Here is a 21,119-nt window from a genome sequence, read left to right as displayed (position 1 = left end):
AAGGATGAGGTAAGTGAAGATTCGATTGCGTTCGACGGTGGCCGTAGCGGCCGCCCTGCCGTTGGTGCTGGCCGCCGCGGCATGTGGCTCGAGTAGTTCGAACAGCTCGAACAGCTCGTCGTCACCGAGCACCGGGTCGGTCGCGACCGCGCCCGCGACCTCCGCGGTCGCGCTGTCGGAGACCGGCAGCACCCTGCTGTACCCGCTGTTCAATCTGTGGGATCCCGCGTACCACCAGAAGTATTCGAACGTCACCGTGACCGCGCAGGGCACCGGGTCGGGCACCGGCATCTCGCAGGCGACCGCCGGAGCGGTGAACATCGGCGCGTCCGACGCCTACCTGTCCAAGGGTGATGTCGAGAAAACCCCGGGCTGCTGAATATTCCGCTGGCGATCTCCGCGAAGGTGCGCTTCCAGCCGCTTCCGGCGCCGGTGGTGAAGCTGTCGGACGCGCAGATCGCCAAGATCTCGAGCTGATATGACCACCACCGAGGTAGGGCCGCGGCCGGGACGCTTCGCGGCGGCCCGGCTGCTGCCCGGCCGGGTTCGCCGGTCGATCCGCCAGGGCGAGGCGATTCGATGGATCGGCGGCATCGGCGCCGCAATCCCGCTGCTGGCACTGATATTCGTACTCGTCACGCTGATATTGGAGGCGTACGGGGCGATCAAGCTCAACGGCACGCATTTCTTCACCGGCACCGACTGGAAGCCCGGCAATACGTACGGCGACACCGAGATCACCGACGGGGTCGAGCACCCGGTCGGCGCCTCCTACGGCGCGTTGCCATTGATCGTCGGCACCGTGGCGACCTCCGTGATCGCCTTGATCATCGCGGTTCCGGTCTCGATCGGCGCCGCGCTGGTGATCGTCGAGCGGCTGCCGAAGCGGATCGCGTGGCTGATCGGCATGGTGCTGGAACTGCTCGCCGGCATTCCCAGCGTGATCGTCGGGCTGTGGGGCGCACTGACCTTCGGGCCGTTCATCGCCCACCACATCGCCCCCGTGATCGCTCGTAATGCGCCGGATGTGCCGGTGCTGAGCTATTTTCGCGGCGACCCCGGCAACGGCGAGGGTCTGCTGGTGTCGGGTTTGGTGCTGGCCGTCATGGTCATCCCGATCGTCGCCAGCACCACCCGCGACCTGATCCGGACGGTGCCGCTGCTGCCCCGGGAGGGCGCCACCGCGCTGGGCATGTCGGACTGGGAGTGCGCCCGGCGGGTCACGCTGCCCTGGGTCTCCAAGGGCATCATCGGCGCGGTCGTGCTCGGTCTGGGCCGAGCGCTCGGTGAGACCATGGCCGTCGCCATGGTCTCGGGCGCGGTCCTGGGCACGATGCCCACCACCATCTACTCGACCATGTCCACCATCGCGGCGACCGTTGTCTCCCAGCTGGATTCGGCACTCACCGACTCGAGCAACTTCGCGGTCGAGACCCTGGCCGAAGCCAGCCTGGTACTGATGGTCATCACACTGCTGACGAACATCCTCGCGCGCGCCTTGGTGCGGCGGGTGTCCACCACGGCACTGCCGGTCGGACGAGGAGTCTGAAATGGCCGACCGAACGACAACGCTCGCCGCGCAACGACGTTCGATCGATGTCCGCCGCAAGATCGCCAACGCGGTGTTCTGGGCCGCCTGCTTCGGCTGTTTGGCGGTGGTCGTCGGCCCGACACTGTGGATGCTGATCGGCGTGCTGACGCGGGCGCTGCCGGTCTTCCACTGGGATGTGCTGATATACAACACTCAGGGCAGCGGCGGCGGACTGCGCAACGCCATCATCGGCACCGTCGTGATCGGCGGCGGGGTGATGGTGGTCGGCGGCACGGTCAGTGTGCTCACCGGCATCTACCTCTCCGAATTCGCCTCCGGCAGAAGACGTTCCGTACTGCGTGGCGCCTACGAGGTGTTGTCGGGCATTCCTTCCATCGTGCTCGGCTACGTCGGCTACCTCGCGCTCGTCGTCTTCTTCCACTGGGGTTTCTCGCTCGCCGCGGGGGTGCTGGTGCTGTCGATCATGAGCATCCCCTACATCGCCAAGGCCACCGAGGCATCGCTCGAACAGGTGCCGACGGCCTACCGCGAGGGTGCCGAAGCGCTCGGACTGCCGCTGGGCTGGACGCTGCGCAAGATCGTGCTGAAATCCGCGATTCCCGGCATCGTCACCGGCCTGCTGGTGGCGCTGGCGCTGGCCGTCGGCGAAACCGCGCCTCTGCTCTATACTGCGGGATGGTCGGATACCGCGCCCACCGGCAAGCTCACCAACTCTCCCGTCGGCTACCTGACCTACCCGATCTGGACCTTCTACAACCAGCCCTCGGCCTCCGCGCACGCGCTGTCCTATGACGCCGCACTGCTGTTGATGGTCTTCGTGCTGCTCCTGATCGTCATCGGCCGGGCGGTCACCTGGTATACACGCCGCTACTCCGAATAGGGTTTCCGTCTCGAAGCGTCCGCTGCCCGTTCACACTGGGCAGCCGATGAACGAGTCCGGGTGGAGCGTGCTCGACGGCCAGGTCGACAAAGCGCCGAAAGCTCTGCGCGCGAAGACCCCGGACCCGGCGAGCGAAACTCAGGCGCTCACGAATCTTCTTGCCGCGCCGGGACAGTAACCCTCGCAAACTGTTGGACTGCCACGCCCACCGCGTTCCGTGCCGGAACCGCGGTGGGCGTCGTCAGGACTCTGTTTCGAAGCGGTAGCCGCGACCTCGGACGGTGGTGATCCGATAGGGGTCCTCGCCGTGCTCGGCGAGTCTGCGGCGCAGGGCCGAGACGTGAACGTCGAGGGTCTTGGTCGGCCCGTACCAGTGCTCGTCCCACACCGTTGCCATGAGAGTGTCGCGGGTGACCACCTCGCCGGCATGCTCCATCAGCAGATGCAAGACGTCGAATTCCTTGGGCCGCAACGAGAGTTCCGTCGCACCGACCCAGGCGCGGCGGGCGTACGGATCGACCCGGACCCGGCCCGCGGTGAGAGCGGGCGTGCCGATGGTGGCAGAACGGCGGCGCAGATGCGCCCGCAGCCGCGCGAGCAGCTCGGTGAGCCGGAACGGCTTGGTCAGATAGTCGTCCGCACCCGCGTCCAAGGCTACGACCACTTCGAATTCCTGGGTGCGTGCGGTCAGGACGACGATGACGGTGCCGGGCAGCGCGGCGCGCAGCGTCCGGCACAACGCCACCCCGTCCCGGTCGGGCAAACCCAGATCGAGCAGGATCAGGTCTGGATCGCGTTGCGACGCGAGCTGTTCGGCGTCCGCCGCGGTGGCGGCCCAGTCCACGGCGAACCCGTACCCGGCGAGCGCCTGCTGCAGTTCGCTCCCGATGTCCGGATCGTCCTCCACGACCAGTAGCTGCGCTGATCCCACCTTCACGATCCTAGGGTCCGCGGCGCGGTAGGCCGAGCCCATCGGACCGAGGTGTCCGATGAGCCCGGCCGTGGTCCGCCGATCACAGGTCGCGCAGCATTTCCAGCGCGGGCCGCCGAGCGGCCGCGATCGCGTACGCCGCCGCTCCCACGGTCGCGGTGATCGCGACGATCGCCACCACACCCAGATAGCCCCAGGGGACGGTCAGCGCGGTCGGTGGCGGATCGAAGACGCCGGTGAGCACGGCGACCAGCAACTCGGTCAGCACCCAGCCGATCGTCGTACCCAGCACGAGTGCGGCGGTGACGGTCACCGCGATCTCCGCCCACACCAGCCCCGCCAGTTGGCGGGGCCGGGCGCCGAGCAGTCTGGTCAAGGCGAACGTCCGTCGTCGTTCGGTGAAGCCCAGCAGCAACTGCAGTCCGGTGGCCGCGGCACCCAGTGCCACGGCGAAGCCGAGTTCGAGTTCGGTGAGCCCGGTCAGGTCGACGGCGGTGAGGCTGGAGCCGACCACGGTCCGCGTGGTCTGGATGTCGGTGATGGTCGGGCCGGGTCCCAGTGCGGCGCGCAGGTTTTCAGCCACGGCGCGGGGAGTCGCGCCGCTCGCGGTGACGAGGAATTCGCCCACCGCGGGACTGCCCGTCGCCGTCGCGATATAGGAGGCGTTGGCGACCAGGAAGCTGTCCTTGGGCGCGGTGGGGAATTCCTTGACCACACCGGCGTAGTGGAAGGGCACCGTGATCTGCTGGTGAGTGCGCCCGTCGACCAGCCGCAGCCGCAGGGTGTCGCCGAGATGCAGCTGGAAGTCGGTGACGGTCTCGGCGCTGACCAGGATGTTGTCGGGGTGCCGGGCCAGCCGGTCGAGCAGCTGTCGTGCGGTGCCACCGGCGAAGTAGGCGTCCGACAGCCGCACGTGCTCGGCGATGGTGCTCGGCTGGACGCCGTAGAGATCCTGGAGGTCGGGGCCCACGTAGGCGAAGCGGTGTTGCATCGGCTCCACGGCTCCGACGCCGGGCACGCGCGCCAGATCGCCCGCGGCCGAAGGCGGGACGACCGCGGTGGGCGGTTCGCCGACGGTGACGTCGGCGCCGTTGGTGAGCTGAGCGTCCATTTCGGCCTGCCGGTGATAGGTGGCGTTGAAGATCGCGGTCGACGCGGCGAAGACGATGGCCATCGTCACCAGGACCACCGTGCGGGCGATCGTGCGGGACTGGCGTGACATCAGGGCCACGGCGGTGCCGGACAGCGGACCGGTGAGTGGACGCACGAGACGCTCCAACACCGGTCGGCCCGACCGCAACAGCAGGATCGTCAACCGCCAGGACAGCAGCCCGGTTCCCAGCCACAGCAGGGCGGGCGCGGCGAAGGCCCAGTAGCTGACCGAGATCTGCGGCACGCCCTCGGGTGCGAGCACGAGCTGATATCCGTTGCGGCGGGTCGCCCACCAGGCCACGGCGGACCCGGCCAGCAACCAGCAGTCCAGGCCCCAGCGCAGCCAGCGCGGCGACTTCCGGCGGTCGAGGCCCTGCAGCGCGACGGCGGCGGGCATGAGCAGGTCGCGCCGCGCCGGAACGAACACGGTGACGAGGGCGATCACCACACCGGCGAGCGCCGCGGCGACCGGCCAGATCACCGCGTCGGTGGAACCCGCGCCGAATCGGGCGGACCCGAACACCGACCGTCCCAGCACGGCCGCCAGTCCCACGCCCAGCAGCGCACCGGTGACGCCGACGGCCATGGCCTCGGCGCCTGCCAGGCGCAGCAGTTGCCGGGTACCGGCTCCGCGCGTCCGCAGCAGGGCTTGTTCGGCTCGCCGCCGGTGCGCGCCACTTCCCGCGATGGTCGCCGTCAGCCACGCGGCGAGCACGGCGGCGGGCGCTCCCAGGAACAGGAACAGCACTTGCGCGTAGAGGGCGTCCGAGCGGGCGGAACCGAGTGCGGCGCCGAGGTTGTCGCCGACCAGGCCGCTGCCGGCCAGCGTCGCGTCGAGGTGATTGGCGGCGCGGGTCAGCCGCGTGTACGCCTGTGCGGGATCGGCGGGGAGATCGTGGTGCAGCCGGGCGTGGATTTGGACGCCGACCTGGTCGGGATGCGCCGCCGCCAACGGGTCGAAGACACGGTGCCACTGGTCGGCGGGCAGCAGCACCACATTGTCCGGCGGTGCGGCCGGTTGTGCACCGATCGGTGTGCCGACGTGTTGGAACAGGCTGTCCGCGTGGGGTAGATCGACGATGCCCGCGACCGTCAGCGTGACCGGCGGCAGTCCCTGCAGGTCCACGGTGAACGTGTCGCCGGGGCCGGCGTGCAGGTTCGCCGCGGTCTGCTGGGCCAGCAGCACGCCTTGCCGGGCACCGACGAGGTAGCGCATCTGGGCCGGGAACGTGGCGGCGTAATCGGCGGGCAGGCCGAGGATCTGGCCGGGTCCGGTGGCCGCGGTGCTGGTGCCGGTGGCGTGACGCAGCCCGGTGGTGGTGCCGAACTCGACCGGAAGCGTGTGCGCCACAGCGGGATCGGCGGTCGCGGCCGATTGCACGGCGGCCGGATCGGTCCCGGGCTGCACCTGGATCTGCCAATCCACCGCGACCCGCTGGATCGAGCGCTGTGTCATGGTGGCCTTCGACGCGGACAAGAAGCTGCCCAGCGTCGCGAGCAGTGCGACGGCCACCGCTATCCCGGCGGCGACCCCGAGCAGGCGGCCCGAGCGCAGCCGGATCAAGCCGCGTAGCCAGAGCAGGGTCAGCATGCCGGATCCTCCTGCCGGACAGGGCTTGTCGTGGCGTCCTCGATCAAGCGGCCGTCGTCGAGCCGCCAGCGGCGCTCGAAGCGGGCCGCGACCGCCGTGTCGTGGGTGGAGACCACGACGGCCGCGCCCGAGTGCACAGAGATCGCCAGGAGAGTCTCGATCACCTGGTCACGGTGAACCGGGTCCAAGCGTGCGGTGGGCTCGTCGGCCAGCACGAGGCGGACCCGGGCGGCCAGCACACGGGCCACCGCCACGCGCTGGGCCTGCCCGCCGGACAGCTCACCGGGCAGCCGGTCGGCCAGATCGGTGATGCCCAGCGCGGACAACGCGTCCATCGCGCGTGCTCGCGCCTCGGATTCGGTCATGCCGGCGATCACCAAAGGGAGCGCGACGTTTTCGACGGCATCCAACGGCGGGATGAGACTGGGCGCCTGGAACACGAATCCGATCGCGCCGGGCCGGTCCGGGCTCCCGCCGAGGGCAGGCCACGACACCGTCCCCGTAGACGGAGTGTCCAATCCGCCCATCAGGTGCAGCAGCGTCGATTTACCCGACCCGGACCGGCCCGTGACGGCGATCCGATCCCCTTCGCGCACTTGGCAATCGATCTCACACAGTGCGGACACGGCGGCGCGCCCTCGACCGTACCTGCGGCCGACGCCCCGGCAGTCCACCACCGCGGGCGCCATCGCGTCGATCATGCCGCCTCCCCGGCTTCGATGAGCCCGTCGTGCAGCCGCAGCACCCGGTCAGCCCGATGCGCGACGGCCGCGCTGTGCGAGACGACCAGGACCGCGCACCCTTCGTCGGCTCGGCGGCGCAGCAGCGCGAGCACCAGGGATTCGGTGTCGTCGTCCAGCTCCCCGGTCGGCTCGTCGGCCAGCAGCACGGTCGGCGCGTTGGCGAGCGCGACCGCCAGTCCGGCCCGGATCGATTCACCGCCCGACAGGCTGCCCGGCCGCGCGGCGGCTCGATCGGCCATTCCGAGCGAATCCAGCAGTCGCGTGGGCGAGGGCCGGGTCCCGCGACCGGAAAGCCGTTGGGCCAGTTCAATATTCTGCGCGACGCTCAAATGCGGCAGCAGATTGCCGGTCTGCAGCAGGACACCGATTCTGCCGGCGCGCAGGGCCGCACGATCGCGTTCGGCGCGATGACTGATCCGGTCGGCGCCGACATGAACGAAGCCGCCATCGGGTTCGTCCAGCCCGGACAGGCACGCCAGCAGCGTGGACTTCCCCGACCCGGACGGCCCGGCCACCACGACCAGCTCACCCGCGTCGATCGCGAGGCTGACGCCGCGCAGCGCCATCGTCTCCTCTTCCCCGGAGCGGTAGAACCGGTACAGACGCTCGGCGCGCAATGCGGGCACGGTCACGACGCCCACCCCAGCGAGTCGGAGACCGTCTGCCACGGGTCGACGTTGTCGGCTCCGACCGGACCGGACAGCGTCACGATCGCCTCGGTGCCGTTGTGGAAGTACTCGTAGCGTTCGACGGCGTCGCGCACCACCTTGCCGGTGACCGCATCGGGAGGACTGTCGGCGGAGTACGAGATCCGCACGACCGTGCCACCGGCCCGCTGCACGGACGTGACGCCGTCGACATGGATATTGCCCGCGGCGGCCTGGATCGCCGGAACCTCGGTGGCCCGGGCGGATTCGACCGTCGGAGCCTGCGTCGCGGGCGCGGCCTCCAGCCGGACCGAGTTCAGCTTGTCGGTGAACACGACCGCCGCGCCCTGGTTCGAGCGAGCCCAGCCCTGCGGTACCTTGACCGTGAAATGACCGGCGGCATAACTGTAGGGGACGTACACGGTGCTGTCGGGTATGTCGCCCTGCGGGTTGACCTCCGGCGCGGCGCTCCCCGCGGTCGTACTCCCGGCACTCGGGCTTCCTCCGCTCGCGCTCACCGGCCCGCTCGGGCCAGTGCCGCAGGCGGTGGCCGCGGCGAGCATCGCCGCACCGATCGCGATCCATCGCATCGTTCGAATCATTGCCGTTCCGACCTCCTTGATCACAAGAGCTGAGAACGACGCTAGGAACCGGCGGGTTATCGGCCGGGCAGCGGAAGGCAATAACAGCGTTTACCTTTCGAGGCGCAGTATGGGCACCGTGAAACGAACGGCGCGAGTATGAGGAGGCGCATGCTCCCGACCGAGGCGGCCGCGGTGCGGCCCGGCCGGCCGAAGCGCACACGCTCCCTGCGCGCCCACGTGCGGCTGTCGATCGTCATGGTCGCCGCGCTGGCCGTGCTGTTGTTCGCCGTGCCCCTGGCGGTGGCGGTGCAGCGCATGGACCGCGCGGCCACCGTCACGGAACTGCAGCGTGACGCCGTACGCGTCGCCGCGGTCGTGCCCGATACGATCGCCTCCGACGGCGGCCCGGTACAGCTGCCCAGCGGCCTGCCCGCGGGCCTGACCGTCGGCGTCTACACCGCCACCGGTCGCCTGATTCGCGAAAGCGGGCCCGCCACATCGAATTCGGCGGCCGCCGCGGCCGACGGCCGCATTCACGTCGTGGTCGAGGGCCCGGATCTGGCGGTGTCGGCGCCCGTCCCCTCCGACCGCGATGTCTCCGCCACCGTCCGCGTCGCGGTCCCCGACCGGCGGGTCACCGATCGGACGCTGCGCACGTGGGCGATCATGACCGTCCTCGGCCTCATGGTGATCGGCGTCGCCGCGCTGCTGGCCCGATACCAAGGCCGACGCATCGCCGGCCCACTGGAACGGTTGACCGAGGCCGCACGCGCCCTGGGCGACGGCGATTTCACCATTCACCCACAGCCATCCCGCATCAGCGAAGCCGACGCTCTCGCCGACGCCCTCGAGGCCACCGCGGACCGCCTGGGCGGGCTGCTCGAACGCGAACGCGCCTTCACCACCCAGGCGTCCCACCAATTGCGCACCCCGCTCACCGCCCTGCTGCTCGGCTTGGAATCGGCGCTGGAACGGCCCGGCGCGGACCTGCGGGAGGCGATACAGACGGCGGTGCGCCGCGGCCATCAACTCGACGACACCATCGAAGACCTGCTGCGGCTGGCCCGCGCCCCCCGCTCGCACACGGTGCCCCCGGTACACATCGACTCCCTGCTCGGAGCCGTCCACGACCGCTGGCACGCCGCCTTCACCGAGCGGGGCCGCCCCTTCCACGTGCGCATCGCCTCCGATATTCCGCCGGTTCGGGTGTCGGCCACCGCGATTCGTCACATCGTGGACGTCCTGGTCGACAACGCCCTGATGCACGGCGCGGGCGAAACGACCGTCACCGCGGAGACAACCGGAGATGGCCTACTCATCGAGATCTGCGACCACGGAACCGGGGTGAGCGATCCCGAAGCCGTATTCGCGCAACGCCCCCAGGAGCGTGCGGGCACGCATGGCATCGGTCTGGCGCTGGCACGGTCACTCGCCGAAGCGGAGGGAGGACGCCTCCTGCTGCGCCGGGCAGCGCCCAACCCGGTGTTCGGGCTGCTCCTGCCGACCGGGGACCGCAATGATTCGGAGTCCGGTCCGCAGGTTGGGAGATAATCGTCCTGGCCGAATCACCTTGGCGGATTGTCCAATCCGGCTGCGAGCGCCCGGCCGGAGTCCCGAATTCCGGGGTCACCCTGGGTTTCCTCGCCTTCGCCGCGGCCCTCACGTGCGGCTGCGCCTCGGCCGCTACAACGCGTGGGCGTACTGGCCGACGGTAGTCATGGTCGGCGTCTTCGGCACCCCCGTCGTGGCCGTGCCGGGCCTGCTCATCCTAGCCCTGGTCACCTACCTGGCCGTCACCGAATCCGATGTGCAGCAACCCCTTCAGGAAAGCCCACGCCACCAGGACCCCGCGCTGCGGCGGTGACCGGACCGCACCGGCAATCCGGTCACCGTCCTCACTCGATCGGATCGCCGCCGGCCACCGGCTCGGACCGGTTGCCGTAGCGGCGAGCCAGCCAGGCGCACACCATCAACTGCATCTGGTGGAACAGCATCAGCGGCAGCACCACCGATCCGGCCGCGGCGGCGGGGAACAACACCCCCGCCATCGGCAGCCCGCTGGCCAGTGATTTCTTGGAGCCACAGAACACGATCGCGATCTCGTCGGCGGTGTCGAACCGCAGTCGGCGAGCGGCGATCGTCGTGCCCGCCAGCAGGATTCCGAGGATCACGGCGTCGACCACGAGCAACCACGCCAGCGTGGACATACTGATCCGACCCCAGATCCCCGCCGTGACACTCGTGCTGAACGCAGCGTAGACGACCAGCAGTATCGAGGCCCGATCCAGATAGCCGAGCACCACACTGTGCCGCGCCACGAACTCTCCGATCCACCTGCGCGACAACTGCCCGGCCATGAATGGCGCAAGCAACTGGATCACGATGGCGGCCACCGCATCCACCGACACCCCGCCGCCGCTGCCGGTGGCCAGCAGCAGCGCCACCAGGATCGGGGTGAGCGCGATGCCGAGCAGATTCGACACCGACGCACTGCATATCGCCGCCGCGACATTGCCGCGGGCCAGCGAGGTGAACGCGATCGAGGACTGCACCGTGGAGGGTAGACAGCACAGAAACAGCACTCCGACACTCAGCTGTGGCCCCAGCACCGGCGTGGTCAGCGCCCGGCACGCCACGCCCAGCAGCGGGAACGCGACGAACGTCGCCGCGAACACCACTGCGTGCAACCGCCAATGCCGCAGACCCCGCACCGCCGCACCCGCCGACAACCGGACGCCGTAGAGGAAGAACAGCAGTCCGATCGCCACCGTGGTGAGCCGGTGCAGATCCACCGCCGGCTCACCACGCACGGGCGTGATCGAGGCAACCATTACCGTGGCCAGCAGTGCCGCGACATAAGGATCGATCCGTGCCCGCCGCATCACCGCCGCGAACCCATCCGGGGCGCGAGATCCGCGCGCCGCGGATGATGGCGGGAGATGTTGGCCTCCAGCAACGCCGTCGATGACGCCACCCCCACCCCGCTGTCACCGGCCTCGGCCAGACGGCCGTCGTTGGTGCGCAACTTCTCCAACATCTCGGCCATCGCCGCATGCGCCGCGAACAAACACGGGGTCGAATAGATCGCCACGTCCACCCCGAGATCCTCTAGCTCGGTCAGCGACAACCGCGGCGAGAGCCCGCCGGCGATCTGGTTGAACAACAACGGCTTCGACCCGGCCACCGCCCGCACCCGCCGAATCCACTCGACATCGCGCACCCCGTCGACCAGCAGCACGTCGGCATCGGTGGCGGCCAAAGCCTCGGCGCGACGCAGGATCTCGCTCTCCTCGGTGGCGTCGGTACGTGCCACGACCAGCAGATCGGAGCGCGTCTCGAGCACCAGATCCAGCTTCTCCAGATACTGCTCCAGCGGCAGAATCCGCTTGCCCGCTGCGTGCCCGCACCGGCGTGGCCGCTGCTGATCCTCCAGGATCACCCCCGACGCGCCGATCAACTCCAGTTGCTCGACCACATGACAGGCCACCTCCGCATCCACATACCCGTCGTCGATGTCGACCAGCAGATGCTGCTCCGGGAACGCCAGCCGCAACCGCTGCACGAACCCGACCATGTCCGGCCAGGCGATGAACCCGATATCGGGTAGCCCGTAATACGACGCGGCGAAACCGAAGCCCGACACGAACATTCCGTCGTAGTGCTGCGCCGCCAGCGACGCCGAGTACATGTCGTAGATCCCGATCAGCGGGGTGACCCCGCCACGGCCGATCTCCTCGCGCAACGCTGTGCCGTACCTCATGATCTACTGCCTTCCGTCGTCGCGGGCGCACGACTCAGGAGAACGGGCGCCCGACATGGTGGCTGACAATCAGGTGGAACACTTCGACGTTCGATCACCCCCGTGAAATGGTGCGGAATGCGACCGGGCAGTACCGCCCTCGCGGCGTGGCACGGGGAACCACACTGTGCAGCATGCGCTCTCACCGCTGAGAGGACACTGAGAGCGCGACACGCCGAGACATGCACCGACCGATTCGCCGACGCGCACATGCCACCGCCTTGGGACCGAGGTTCCGGAAACCTCGGGCACACCGTGGCCGGGACCACACCGAAGAGATTCCCTCCGATGGCACTACCCGCCCCGCCCGCACGGATTGGACCATCACCCGGCTGGTTCCGGCCCTGGCCGGCGCACTCATCCTGCTCAGCGCCCTGCTGAGCGCGATCCTGTCACCGTGGTGGCTGATGCTCACCACCCTCGTCGGCGCATCCGGACCAGCTTGCCGCGCTACAGAGGTTTCTCGACGCCATGCCGGACACTGTCGAAGCCTCTATTGTGCGGTCTTCCGAAGGGGACGTCGTCGCGCTGCCTGCCGAGGTGGTCGAGGCTCTGCGATTGGTAGCTCAAGCGTTGTCGGAGGGTAAGGCTGTGACGGTGGCGCCGTTGCACACCACACTGACGACGCAGGAGGCGGCCGAGTTGCTCGGCATGAGCAGGCCGACGTTGGTGAAGCTGTTGGATTCGCGTGCGATCCCGTTCACCCGGCCGGGTCGGCATCGGCGCGTGCGGCTGACCGACGTACTCGCCTTTCGGGAGTTTCGGCGTGCCGAGCGGGCCGCCGGATTGTCAGAACTGACAAGGATTTCCGAGGATCTAGGACTCTACGACGATGTCCCAGACGAACCGCGCTCAGTGGCGGGATCGAGGTGGTCGGCCGAGGTCATCGGTATCAGCCGAGTAGAGCAGCAGGCGTAGCGAGCCACGCCCCGACGACGACAGGCGTGGGCGCGTTTCGCGCACCGCCACGACCATATCCAAAGCCCCAGGGACAAGACAATTTTCCCTGGGGTGCGCTCTTGTGGCGATACCGATCGTTAACGACATTGGGGCTGGTACCGCTTGTGCGGTACCAGCCCCCAATGGAGTCGGTTCGTGCAATGGCACGATTGGTGGAGCTAAGGGGACTCGAACCCCTGACCCCCACACTGCCAGTGTGGTGCGCTACCAGCTGCGCCATAGCCCCGGATGTGCGGTCGGTGTCAGCGATCGCCTGGGAGAAGGTACACATGGGGGTGGTTGTTAAGCAAATCGCAAGGGAAAGGCATGGTGGGGCGCGCGTAGACTCGGGCATGGTTCGTGGCGGGGCGGGGTGGGCGGATCTGTAAGACGTTGCCTGGCTTGAAGGGATCGATCGCAATTGAGGCTGATCAATGGCCGGTATGAGTTGCGTGAACTCGTCGGCAAGGGGGGTATGGCCGAGGTCTGGGAGGCCTGGGACCGGCGGCTGCGGCGGCAGGTTGCCGTCAAGGTGCTGGACGCCGGCAGTCTGCCCACCCTCGAGCAGGACGAGTTGCGGTCACAGGAACGGTTCGAGCGGGAGGCGCTCATCGCCGCCCGGATGAACAGTCCGCGCATCGTGATGGTGCACGACGCCGGGGTTTTCGTGGAGAACGGACGCCGGTCACCGTTCCTGGTGATGGAATTCATACTGGGCGAAAATCTCCGGCAGCACATGCGGTCACCCGAGAACTGGTACGCGCCACCGCTGCTGCGGATACTGGCCGACGCGCTGGACGGACTCACCTACGCGCACTCGAAAGAGATCGTGCACCGGGATATCAAACCCGAGAACATCATGATCTGCCGCGACGGCAGCGCCAAGCTCGCCGATTTCGGGATCGCCATCGAAATGCGGGAGAACTTCAACCGGCTCACCCGCGAACACCACGCGCTGGGCACACAGCCTTATGCCGCACCGGAATACCTGCGGTACGGAAAGTTCACTCAGCTCAGCGATGTGTATTCGTTCGCCGTGGTGTGCACCGAAGTGCTCGAACACGCGTATGCGCCCGACCCGCTGCCACCACCGCTGAAAGCCGTGCTGGACAAGGCCCTCGCCCAGGACCCGCGCGGGCGCTACCAGTCCGCCACCGAATTCCAGCACTTCTTCCGGCAGGCCATCACCACACCCGTCCGCCGCCAGGAACGCGCCCCGCAACCCGAACGCGCCCCAGAGCCCCAACGAGTTCCGCAGGCCGAGCGCATTCCACAAGCAGCGCACGCCCCACAGACCGCGCGCACCCCGGCCACCGAACAGACCGAACGCATTCAACGCACCGAACGCGTCCCCCAAGCCGTCGGCCCGGCCCACACCAGCATGCTCACGCACGGCAATATCCCCACGCGCACAGCCGAACCGCTCCCGGTCGATATGCCCGCCACCGCCTGGTGGGGCATCTTCGTGCGCCCCACCCTCGAATTCCGGCAGCGGGTGCTGGCCGGCCTCAGCCGGGACGACCCTCGCTACGTCGGCGGCGTGCTGGCCGGCGCCGTACTGGCCGGGATCGCCGCCGGATTCCTCGTCTTCCTGCTGTTCACCTGGCTCGTGGTGACGGTCTTCAACCATCTGTGAGGTCTCATGAAACACCAACGGGCGGGCCTGGCCTGGCAGCAGTACGTGTACGCGGGATCGCGCGCGTGGCACTGGCTGCGGGTGGCGGCCGGGCTCGGCGCGGCGGGCTTCGTGTGCACCGTGGTCTGGCTGACCTACACCGTGCTGGCGTGAGGTGACCGTGCGCATCATCTGCCTGAACTGCCTGGCCGAGTTCAAATTCGACCGTTCCCGCCGCTCCTGGGTGTGGGTGCTGCGGCAGCAGAACGGCGCCTTCGCCACCCGCGTCGCCGACTACTCGAACAAGGTCGACCGGCGCTGCCCCAACGGCTGCGAGATCGACGAGGAGATGCTCGACTACCCGACCCGGGTGATCGGCTTCGTCGGCGAATCCGCCTCGTCCAAAACGCATCTCATCGCCTCGATGCTGTACTCGATCATGAACGATCCGGTGCTGGCCCGCGAATGGTCCATCATCCCGTCCCGCAAGTCGACGAAAATGCTTGCCGCCCTGGAGAATCAGCTCAGCAACCGGCAGGCCATCGGCTACACGCAGAAACGCGGCTACGCCGGCAATCAGAGGCAGACCATGGACAGCGCCATCGGCGCGCCCGGCATGAATCGTCCCCAGGGACAGCGCATTCCGGCGCCGCCGGTCCGGCAGCTGCCCGGCGTCCAGACGCAACGCGCGCCCGGCGTCCCGGGCCAGGCGCACGCCTGGAGCGGCTGGCAGCCGCGCACCCCCATCGTCGTGAAGGTCACCTCGCTGAGCACCAGGCGCACGGTGAATCTCGCCTTCGTCGACGTAGCCGGTGAGGACGTGGCCGACGCCGAGATCGCCGCCAAGGTCAGCCCGCACCTCGCGGTCGCCGACTTCATCTGGTTCGTGGTGCCCTCGACCCTGAACAAGCAGTACCTGGCCATCATGCAGCAGCACGCCAATGCCGCCAACGAGGACAGCCTGCACAATGCCGTCGAGCATTCACAGACCGTCGGCCGCACCAACATGATGATCGACCAGATCGCCAAACTCTGGCGCGAGGCCAATGCCTATCCCCTCCACCTGCCGATCGAACCGCCGCGCCTGCACGTCTCGACCATCGTCGCCAAATCCGATCTGCTGTCCCTGATCAACCTGCCCGAGACCGGCATCGTCGCCCCGCCCGCCGACTGGGCCGACACCCCGTTCAGCAGCAATGGCGGCGGAAACCTGTACCAGCGCGCCCAGATCGACTACCGCTCCGACGCCACCCGAAGCCTGGTGCGCAAACTCTTCCCGGCCGTGGACTCCACGCTGTCCATCCACTTCCCGTGGAACCGGTACTTCCCGGTGTCCGCCGTCGGCTGCGGGAAGCGCAGCGACAACTCCTATCCGGTGTTCAAGCCGTACGCGGCCGTCGACCCGATGATCTTCATGCTCGACCTCTTCGACGAACTGTGGGCCGATCGATGACCGAATTTCCGCAGTTGTTGTGCGGGTGGTCGGTGGTCACCCTGGAATCCTCCGGCACCGGCGTGGGCGTGGTCGCGCACTCCGGAAACTGGCCCCCCGCACTGGGATTCACCACCCGCGAACTCGGGCCGCTGATATCCCTGACCGAGAACGGCATGCCGCCCACCCGCGACCCGTTCGTCCTCGAGTTCAGCATCATCCGCGGCGTGGCCGTGGCCGCCATGAAGACCCCGTCCAATGCCCGGCCAGGCACCTGCGTGGCACACCTGGTGGCGGGCGAACGCGGACTACTCGACGGCGCCACCGCACTGCGGCTCTATCACTCCGCGAATTTCCGCACCACACTGGATGATTCGTTCTACCCGACCGATCAGTGGCCGCCGCTGTCCGCCCCGCCAGAGGGCCCGGAGCTCAGCGCGGCGGTCGACAGCTGCCTCGACGAGCCCTGGCTGCCCGTCCTGCTCGGCGCCGTCCTCGCCTATCTCGGCGGGCAGGGGCCGGGACTGGTACTGCGGGCGGCGGACCTCGAAGACGCCGTCACCATGCTGCGCACCCTGTACGGGATGCTGCCCCGAAAAACCCTGTGGGACCTGACCTTCACCACCAACCGGCCACTGTCCGCCGGGGCGCCCGCCATCACCGCCGTGATCGGCGACGGGCAGCCCGCCATACCCGCCGACCGCTGCGTCATCACCCCCGAGAGCCGCAGCGCGGACCTCCCCGAAGCCTTCCTCGACCTCGGCCACGCCATTGTGGAGAACCGCAAACTCGGTGTGGCCCTGCCGGATTCACTCGACTCCGCGCAGGCGATCAGCGAATGGTGCTACCACCGGCACCTGCGCTCCCTGCAACCCGCGCAGCTCGACGACACCCAGCTGGCCACCGTCATCACTGATCCGGAACTCGATCCGGCCTGGTTCAACGGGACGGCCGTGGCCGACCGCGCCATCCGGCTGGCCGTCCAGAAGCCCAGCATCGCAAGGGCTCTCGCGCGCATAGACCATAGGCCGAGCGCACGAGCCGCCTTCGAGCAGGCGCTCATCGACCGCATCCTGACCGACACCCGCGGCCGCGACCGCACCACCCAGGTCGCGCGGCAGCTCGGCTTCGACCTCACCGAGGTCCTGATCACCGACGCCTGGCGCCGCCTCGACGGCGGCCAGCTCGCCTCGGGTGATGCCGAGATCGTCTGGCCCCGCGTCCAGCAGACCTGGGAGACCGGCGATTCCGTCGCCCGCGGCACCGTCGCCGACTACCTGAAACGACATCGAGCCCTGCGCGAATTCGCGGTCGGCTCGCGCGACCGGGCCCTGGTCTACGCGACCCTCAGCGCCGAACTCGACGACCGCGGCGTGCATACCGGCAGCAGCCGGCTGCTGCACAACGCCATGTACGCGAACCTGCCGATCGTCGCGCAACTCGTCGTCAATATCTGCCTCGGCAGCCACGACCGCTACGCGCTGGAACAGATCATGAGCTGCGCGCCCGCCGACCGGCTGCCGGAGCTGATCGCCGAATGCACCCGCTATCCCGCGGTCAGCGGCGCCGAACTCATGCGCGCCGTCACCATCACCCGCTCCGGCCCCGCCGAACTGGTGGAGGCGCTGCGCCCCGCCTGGCGGGAACTCCGCAAGGCCCTGCGCCTGCCCGAACCCATCGAGAATCTGGTGGTCCTCGACGCCGCGGCCGCCGACGAGGATGCCCGGCGCAATGGACTACGCCTGCCCCGCAAGGGTTTCCGCAAAGGCCGGCAAGGCGGCTGGACCCGCGAAGAGGTGACCCACCTCCTCGAACTCGCCGCCGACGATCCGCTGACCATCGAGGAGAACAGCGAAATCTTCGCCGCGGCAATGCGTTCCGATCTCGAATTCGTGGTGGCGCGCCTGGCCGAGGCCGCCCGCACCGCCTCCGGCGCCGCGATTCTGCACCGGATGCTCGCCGTCGCCCCCGAGGATCGGCTACCCGATCTGGTCACCGCCTGCGCCCAGCAGTGGGACCTCGACCACCACACGCTGTTGCGCGCCGTTGCCGCCCTCGGCCTCGATCCGGACGGTCTCGTCACCGCCCTCGACAATGGCTGGCTCTGGCTGCGCACCCGCCTCGACCTGCCGCAGACCATCGCGCCCCTGCTCGCCCTGGACGCGAAAGCCGCTCTCCCCGACCGCCTGCGCCCCCTCACCCGCATCGACGACACCCGCCGCAGCTGGCAGTTCTGGCGCTGACGCCGGTGTCGGCTGGGGCGCCGGAGCCACCCGCGGTTCCGCCGGCAGCGCGTCCTGCGGACCGGCCAATGCCTCGTAGCGACGCAGCACGTCCTCGAGACCCAGGACATCTCGTTCGGCATCGATCAGCTGCCGTCACCCGCACTTCCCCACCGCCGGTCGTCAGCTGCGCCAGCAGTTCCTCCGCGGACGGCCCGAACTGCGCGTCCACCGGCCCGCGGTCCCGCTGCGATTCGATGGCCACCGACACCTCACCGGCGATCTCCGCGATCACATTCGGCAACTGGATCGCATTGGCGATGTGATTGATGAAGAAGATCAGCACCGCCAGATCCAGCACCATCGACGCGATCGACACCGTGATCGAGATGTGCGGCACGAACTCCGATCCGATCGACACCAGCGCGGCCGTCGCGTACACGAAACTCGCCACGAAGGTCCCCAGCGTGACCTGCGTACCCCGATCCCGGATGAAGGTCCGCAGCATGCGCGGCCCGAACTGCGTGGACGCCAGCGTCAAGGCCACGATCGTGATCGAGAAGACCACGCCCACCACCGTGATGATGGCCGCCGCGATCGCGGTGAGCACCTGCCGCGCCGAATCCGGCGTCCCGAAGGTCACCCAGTTCGGTATCCCCAGCTCCCCGTGATACACCGCGCGATCCAGCGCATCGGTGACGACGAACAGTCCCACCGCCGCCAGCACTTCCACCGTCGGCATGAACCACAGATTGGTCCGCAAAGCCTCCCGGCGGCGATCGGATTCCAGCACAATCCCGGCCACGGCGTACGCCTCCTGAGGTCGATCAGCATTACTGCCGACCAGACTTCCCGGCGCACCGGCCCGGAATCCCTCCCGGACGTGCGACGAGTCTAGCCCGCCCGGTTGTACGCAGTACGACCGATGCTCACACCCGCCCGGCCTGCTGCCACGCCGCCCGCCGCAACAACCGCAACCCGTTCAGCCCGACGATCACGGTCGACCCCTCGTGCCCGGCCACCCCCAACGGCAACGGCAACGTCCCCGCCAGATCCCAGACCACCAGCGCCGCAATGAAAGTCGCCGCGATGATGAGATTCGCCACCACCACTCGCCGTGCCCGCCGCGACAACGCGATCACAGCGGGTACGGCAGTCAGATCGTCCCGCACCACCACGGCGTCCGCGGTCTGCATCGTCAAGTCGGACCCAGCCCCGCCCATGGCGATTCCACTGTCGGCGGCCGCCAGCGCAGGCGCGTCATTGATCCCGTCACCGACGAACGCGATCCGCCCGCCGCCCGCCTGCAGTTCCCGGACCACGCCGACCTTGCCCTCGGGCAGCAGCCCGGCATACACCCCGGTGATACCGACCTGAGCGGCGAGCCGGGCGGCGGCATGCGCACTGTCGCCGGTCACGAGAACCGGTGCAGCGCCGGTGATCCGCTCCGCGAAGCCGACAGCCGTCGCGGCCTCCGAGCGCAGCTGATCACCGATTGCCGGCACACCAACCGGCCGCCCCTCGACCAGGACGACGACCGCGGTGAGTCCCTTCCGCTGCAACTCGTCCACCGACACCCACGCCGCCGCGCCGACATCGGTGAGCCCGTGCGAATTCGCCGCTGCCGCATCGTGATGGATGGCCGGGAGCAGCGCCGTCGGCGATCCGACCTGGACCGTCCGGCCATCGATGCGCGCGCTGACGCCGCGCCCCGGCCGGGCCGTGAACTCGGTAGCGGCGGGCAGCGCCAGGTCCATGGCCCGCGCGGCGCGCACGATGGCCGCGGCCAAGGGGTGCTCACTGCCGTGTTCCGCCGCTGCCGCCGCGCGCAGCACCTCTTGCTCCGTGAATTCTTCATCCAGGCAGCGGACTTCGGTCAGCTCGGGCGTCCCGCGGGTGAGGGTGCCGGTTTTGTCGAAGGCGATGCGGGTCGTCGCGCCGAGTTGTTCCATGACCACGGCGGATTTGACGAGCACGCCGTGGCGGCCGGCATTGGCGATGGCGGCCAGCAGGGGCGGCATGGTGGCCAGGACGACTGCGCAGGGTGAGGCGACGATCATGAATGTCATGGCGCGCAACAGGGCCCGCTGCAGCGGATCGCCCAGTAGCAGCGGGATCAGGAAGACGGCGAGGGTGGCCGCGACCATGCCCAGCGAGTAGCGCTGTTCGACCTTCTCGATGAAAAGCTGTGTGCGCGCCTTGGTCCGGCTCGCCTGTGCGACCAATTCCGCGATGCGGGCGACCACCGAATCCTCGGCGCGGCGGTCGACGCGGAGACGCAGGGCTCCGGTGCCGTTCAGGGTTCCTGCGAAGACCTCGTCACCGGCGGTCTTGTCCACGGGCAGAGGTTCACCGGTGATGGTGGCCTGATCGACCTCGCTGCCGCCGTCGATCACGGTGGCGTCGGCCGCGATTCGCTCCCCGGGGCGAACCATCAGGACATCACCGACCTCGAGATCGGCCGCGCGCACCGTTTCCTCGGAACCGTCGGCGGTGAGCCGGATCGCGGTATCCGGCGCCAGGTCCAGCAGGCCGCGCACGGAATCCTCGGTGCGTGCGGTGGCCAGCGCCTCCAGCGCCCCGGAGGTGGCGAAGATGACGATGAGCAAGGCTCCATCGGTGATCTGCCCGATCGCGGCCGCGCCGACCGCGGCGACGACCATGAGCAGGTCCACGTCAAGGGTCTTCTCCCGCAAAGCCTGCAGCCCGGCGAGGCCCGGTTCCCACCCGCCGGCCGCGTAGCAGGCCAGGTACAGCGCCCACCACAGCCAGTGCGGCGTACCCGCCACCTGCGCCACCAGCCCGAGCAGGAACAACCCCAGTGCGACTGCGGCCCAGCGCATTTCCGGTAGCGCGAACAGTGCGGTCCGGCGCGCGGGTACGACCGGAACCCCCGCCGTGGGGGACGGTGCGAGCGTCGGGACAGCCATGACCTACCTCCGGAACGAGCCGTTGAATCCAGGCCACAATAGCAGAACATATGAACATGTCTTCATCCATAGATCTCACCTGAACCACCGCTCAAGGTAATC

Annotated in this window: 18 protein-coding genes, 1 tRNA gene and 1 pseudogene; 10 read left to right on the top strand and 10 right to left on the bottom strand. The window is 68.8% G+C overall.

The annotated features are described in order from the left end of the window. Positions 1-13 precede the first annotated feature (13 nt). The 3 genes and pseudogenes from ACH438_RS23945 to pstA all read left to right on the top strand — a co-directional run. Positions 14-405: pseudogene (locus ACH438_RS23945) on the top strand (substrate-binding domain-containing protein); the annotation flags it as partial. A 73-nt stretch (positions 406-478) separates the two neighbouring features. Beyond that, positions 479-1,549, top strand: a complete 1,071-nt coding sequence (gene pstC / locus ACH438_RS23940; protein ID WP_397008773.1) for a phosphate ABC transporter permease subunit PstC — start codon at positions 479-481, stop codon at positions 1,547-1,549. A 1-nt stretch (position 1,550) separates the two neighbouring features. After that, positions 1,551-2,432 carry a phosphate ABC transporter permease PstA gene (gene pstA, locus ACH438_RS23935; RefSeq protein WP_397008771.1) on the top strand — a complete coding sequence of 294 codons (882 nt, stop codon included), beginning with the start codon at positions 1,551-1,553 and terminating at the stop codon, positions 2,430-2,432. A 241-nt stretch (positions 2,433-2,673) separates the two neighbouring features. On the opposite strand, the gene ACH438_RS23930 is transcribed toward pstA, so the two are convergent. The 5 genes from ACH438_RS23930 to ACH438_RS23910 form a co-directional block, all read right to left on the bottom strand. After that, positions 2,674-3,363 (bottom strand): response regulator transcription factor, encoded by a 690-nt coding sequence (locus tag ACH438_RS23930; RefSeq protein ID WP_397008769.1) that lies wholly within the window; start codon positions 3,361-3,363, stop codon positions 2,674-2,676. An 82-nt stretch (positions 3,364-3,445) separates the two neighbouring features. Continuing rightward, positions 3,446-6,106 carry an FtsX-like permease family protein gene (locus ACH438_RS23925; protein WP_397008767.1) on the bottom strand — a complete coding sequence of 887 codons (2,661 nt, stop codon included), beginning with the start codon at positions 6,104-6,106 and terminating at the stop codon, positions 3,446-3,448. Next, complete coding sequence (locus ACH438_RS23920) at positions 6,100-6,807, bottom strand: ABC transporter ATP-binding protein (RefSeq protein WP_397008765.1); 708 nt, start codon at positions 6,805-6,807, stop codon at positions 6,100-6,102. The genes ACH438_RS23925 and ACH438_RS23920 overlap by 7 nt, the downstream gene beginning before the upstream one ends. Then, on the bottom strand, positions 6,804-7,517 hold the full coding sequence (locus ACH438_RS23915) for an ABC transporter ATP-binding protein (RefSeq protein WP_397008763.1): 714 nt from the start codon (positions 7,515-7,517) through the stop codon (positions 6,804-6,806). Before ACH438_RS23915 ends, ACH438_RS23920 begins: the two co-directional genes overlap by 4 nt. Continuing rightward, on the bottom strand, positions 7,478-8,086 hold the full coding sequence (locus tag ACH438_RS23910; protein ID WP_397008761.1) for a hypothetical protein: 609 nt from the start codon (positions 8,084-8,086) through the stop codon (positions 7,478-7,480). Before ACH438_RS23910 ends, ACH438_RS23915 begins: the two co-directional genes overlap by 40 nt. Positions 8,087-8,248: 162 nt before the next feature. On the opposite strand from ACH438_RS23910, the gene ACH438_RS23905 reads away from it, so the two are divergent. After that, positions 8,249-9,631: a sensor histidine kinase gene (locus tag ACH438_RS23905; RefSeq protein WP_397008759.1), complete on the top strand. Its 1,383-nt coding sequence runs from the start codon at positions 8,249-8,251 to the stop codon at positions 9,629-9,631. A gap of 112 nt (positions 9,632-9,743) precedes the next feature. Beyond that, positions 9,744-9,944: a hypothetical protein gene (locus ACH438_RS23900; protein ID WP_397008757.1), complete on the top strand. Its 201-nt coding sequence runs from the start codon at positions 9,744-9,746 to the stop codon at positions 9,942-9,944. Positions 9,945-9,975: 31 nt separating this feature from the next. Here ACH438_RS23900 and ACH438_RS23895 read toward each other — a convergent pair whose 3' ends face one another. Both ACH438_RS23895 and ACH438_RS23890 read right to left on the bottom strand, forming a co-directional pair. Further along, positions 9,976-10,962 carry a bile acid:sodium symporter family protein gene (locus tag ACH438_RS23895; RefSeq protein ID WP_397008755.1) on the bottom strand — a complete coding sequence of 329 codons (987 nt, stop codon included), beginning with the start codon at positions 10,960-10,962 and terminating at the stop codon, positions 9,976-9,978. Beyond that, positions 10,962-11,840, bottom strand: a complete 879-nt coding sequence (locus ACH438_RS23890) for an oxaloacetate decarboxylase (protein WP_397008753.1) — start codon at positions 11,838-11,840, stop codon at positions 10,962-10,964. The genes ACH438_RS23895 and ACH438_RS23890 overlap by 1 nt, the downstream gene beginning before the upstream one ends. Before the next feature lie 510 nt (positions 11,841-12,350). Here ACH438_RS23890 and ACH438_RS23885 point away from each other — a divergent pair. Beyond that, complete coding sequence (locus ACH438_RS23885; protein WP_397008751.1) at positions 12,351-12,797, top strand: excisionase family DNA-binding protein; 447 nt, start codon at positions 12,351-12,353, stop codon at positions 12,795-12,797. A gap of 192 nt (positions 12,798-12,989) precedes the next feature. Here the strand turns inward: ACH438_RS23885 and ACH438_RS23880 are convergent. Continuing rightward, positions 12,990-13,065, bottom strand: a tRNA-Ala gene (locus tag ACH438_RS23880). Between the two features lie 174 nt (positions 13,066-13,239). Here ACH438_RS23880 and ACH438_RS23875 point away from each other — a divergent pair. From ACH438_RS23875 to ACH438_RS23860, 4 genes are read left to right on the top strand one after another with little or no spacing between them, the layout of a single operon-like run. Beyond that, positions 13,240-14,454: a protein kinase gene (locus ACH438_RS23875; RefSeq protein WP_397008749.1), complete on the top strand. Its 1,215-nt coding sequence runs from the start codon at positions 13,240-13,242 to the stop codon at positions 14,452-14,454. 6 nt (positions 14,455-14,460) lie between these two features. Further along, positions 14,461-14,607, top strand: a complete 147-nt coding sequence (locus ACH438_RS23870; RefSeq protein WP_397008747.1) for a hypothetical protein — start codon at positions 14,461-14,463, stop codon at positions 14,605-14,607. Between the two features lies 1 nt (position 14,608). Beyond that, a complete protein-coding gene (locus ACH438_RS23865; RefSeq protein WP_397008745.1) occupies positions 14,609-15,886 on the top strand; it encodes a hypothetical protein in 1,278 nt (425 codons plus the stop codon). Then, a complete protein-coding gene (locus tag ACH438_RS23860; RefSeq protein ID WP_397008743.1) occupies positions 15,883-18,108 on the top strand; it encodes a hypothetical protein in 2,226 nt (741 codons plus the stop codon). Before ACH438_RS23865 ends, ACH438_RS23860 begins: the two co-directional genes overlap by 4 nt. On the opposite strand, the gene ACH438_RS23855 is transcribed toward ACH438_RS23860, so the two are convergent. After that, on the bottom strand, positions 18,062-18,892 hold the full coding sequence (locus tag ACH438_RS23855; protein WP_397008741.1) for a DUF2254 family protein: 831 nt from the start codon (positions 18,890-18,892) through the stop codon (positions 18,062-18,064). The genes ACH438_RS23860 and ACH438_RS23855 overlap by 47 nt on opposite strands. Positions 18,893-19,016: 124 nt before the next feature. After that, positions 19,017-21,017, bottom strand: coding sequence for a heavy metal translocating P-type ATPase (locus tag ACH438_RS23850; RefSeq protein ID WP_397008739.1), 2,001 nt, complete (start codon positions 21,015-21,017; stop codon positions 19,017-19,019). Positions 21,018-21,119 lie beyond the last annotated feature (102 nt).

This window comes from Nocardia sp. NPDC020380 (assembly GCF_044386975.1).
In the GTDB taxonomy this organism is placed as follows: Bacteria; Actinomycetota; Actinomycetes; order Mycobacteriales; family Mycobacteriaceae; genus Nocardia.
This window is presented reverse-complemented; position numbering and strand designations above follow the sequence as displayed.